We start from the raw sequence: 2,430 nt of genomic DNA on the forward strand, positions 1-2,430 counted from the left end.
TTCCTGACCATGGTGATGATCAGCAAGCTGACCGCGCGCCGCAAACCCGACGACGTGAACCAGATCCTGCTGCGGCGGGGGGGCCCCGGCCCCCGGGGGGGGTATGGGCCGCCCGCGCGGGGCGCGGGGGGGCCCGCGGGGGGGGGCCGCCCACCGGGCCCACGAGCGGGGGGGCCCGTTCCTCCGCGCCGACCTCCGGCGGCGCGGGGAAGTCCCAGGACCGGCGCGCCAGCACCACGTCGCCGTACGACAGCGATCCCCGGGCGGTCACGCCGCCGTCGGTCGTCACGGTCCGCAGCGGGTCGAGGTCCACCCAGCCGCAGCTGAGGTCGGAGTACAGCGGCACCTGCCGGTCCGGCAGCGCGAGCGGGATCAGGAAACCCGAGTACAGCACGTCGAGCGGGACGCCGCGGTGCGTCACCCGGACCTCGTCGGCGACCGGGTCGTGCCGCACCTCCACCTCGTCCGCGACCAGGTCGGCCCACCGCGCGTCCTCGCCGACCTCGCGCGCGCCGAGCAGCGGGTGGAGGTTGGCGTTGAACCCGCGCACCGGGCGGAACTGCACCGGGTCCGCGGTGTGGCGGAGCACCTGCCGGGTCACCGCGTCCCGCGCGCCGGGCAGCAGGTCCAGGAACCGGCTGGTGAACTTGCCGAACCCGGCGTACACGCGGTTCACCACGAGCCGCCCGTCGGGGGCCGGCTGGGCGAAGACGGCGTACGAGCCGGGGCGGCGGGTCGCCCAGGCGGGCAGCAGGTCGGCGGCGGAGGCGAGGACGTCGTCGGTGACCACGCCGTCGCGGACCTGGCCGGCCAGCTTCCCGCGCAGCGCCAGGACGGCGTGGACGTCGGGGTCGTCCAGCTCGGCCGCGCGCAGGGAGTCCTGCCACGCCCGCGCGAGCGGCGCGGAGGAGTCGGCCGGGGTGGCGACCCCGCCCTCGCCGAAGCGCTCGACGAACCGGGTCCGGATCAGCCGGCGGAGCAGCACGTGCTGGTCGAACGCCACGAACAGCGGCGTGAGGCGGGTCAGCGCGGGCGCCGCGCCGGGCGGCACCGGCACGGGTTCGGGCAGGACGACGTCCTCGACCACCGGGACGACACCGGTCAGGTCCGCGCCGACCCGCTCGCCGAGTTCGCGCCAGCGGTCGGACAGCTCCGTCAGCAGCGCCGCCCGGGTGGGCGGGTCGGCGGTGGCGAACGCCGCGGTGGTGGCGGAGATGTCGGCCAGCCGGCGCGCGGCGTCCCGGGCGGGTTCCGGCCCCCGATCCGCCTGCCCGGGTGCGAGCAGCCAGGAGGCCAGCGCGGTCACCGCGTCGGGCTCCTGCGGGTGGATCGGGGACACCGGCACCAGCAGCCCCAGCTCGCGCGTCCTCGCCACGAACGCCCGCGCCGCGCTCGGCGGGTCCGCCACCGTCAGCTGCGCCGCCAGCGCCTCGGCGATCCGCTCCAACGCCACCCCGTCCGGCCCGGCCGCCCGCACGAGGTCCACCACGAACCGCAACGGCCGGGTCGCGGCGGCGTCCACCTCCTCCTCCCGCACCACGGCGGCACGTCCGATGCCCTCCGCCGGCACGTCGCGCCGGAACAGCAACCGCCCGTCGCGTTCCCGCAGACCCGGCGCGAGGCGGTGCGGCAGCCGCGGACCGAGGGCGTCGACCAGCCTGTCCACCAGCAGGCGGTGCGCCGCCGGGTGCGACACCGGCTCCGCCGCGGGCCACGGCCCGTCGCCCCACGTGCCCCAGCCGACGTGCGTGTACCAGGACAGCGGGCTCGTCTTCGCGGTCGCCCGCAACGCGTACCGCAGCACCGTGGGCTCGGCCTTGCGCGCCTTGCGGTCCGGCTCGCCGCCGCCGCGGGCGGTGCGGTCCAGGCCGTGCAGCAGGTCCGCGCCCGTCAGCACGCTCGCGCGGCGCAGCTCGTCGGCCGCGCACACCTCCGCGAGCCACGCCCGGGACTCCGCCAGCGCCCGCGGCCACGCGTCCAGCGCCGCCTCGACGGCCCGGTCCAGCTCGGCGTGCGCGGCCAGCCAGTCCGCGAGCGCCGGCACCCGCCGCGGGAGCGTGCCCAGGTCCGACGAGGGGCGCGGGGGACGGTCGTTGTGCACGTCGCGCCGCAGCGGCAGCACCACCCGCCGGTGGAACCCGGCCGAGTGGCCGTTCGCGCTGTCGTGCAACGCGTCGGCCAGACCGTCGGCCGCGGCCGCGATCCGCCGCCGGGCCGCGACGACCGCGGCCAGCGCGGCCCGGAACGGCGTGGGCGCCGGTCGGGGGTGCGCCAACGCGGCCACCCGGACCAGCGCGTACGGCGCGAGTTCGGTGGTGGTGCGGTCGGTGGCCATCCGGTGCTCCCGTCACGGTGTCGCGGCGGGGGGGGGGCGCGCCCGCGCCGCCCGGCCGCGCGGGCCCACGCCCCCCCGCGCCCCCCCCACAGCCG

General features: G+C 78.8%; 1 protein-coding gene. It reads right to left on the reverse strand.

Annotation, left to right across the window (positions count from 1 at the left end; genetic code table 11):
- Positions 1–19 precede the first annotated feature (19 nt).
- A complete protein-coding gene (locus ACFXGA_RS13255) occupies positions 20–2,335 on the reverse strand; it encodes a lantibiotic dehydratase (protein ID WP_378087398.1) in 2,316 nt (771 codons plus the stop codon).
- Positions 2,336–2,430 lie beyond the last annotated feature (95 nt).

It is taken from the genome of Actinosynnema sp. NPDC059335, from assembly GCF_042752395.1.
Classification (GTDB): domain Bacteria; phylum Actinomycetota; class Actinomycetes; order Mycobacteriales; family Pseudonocardiaceae; genus Actinosynnema.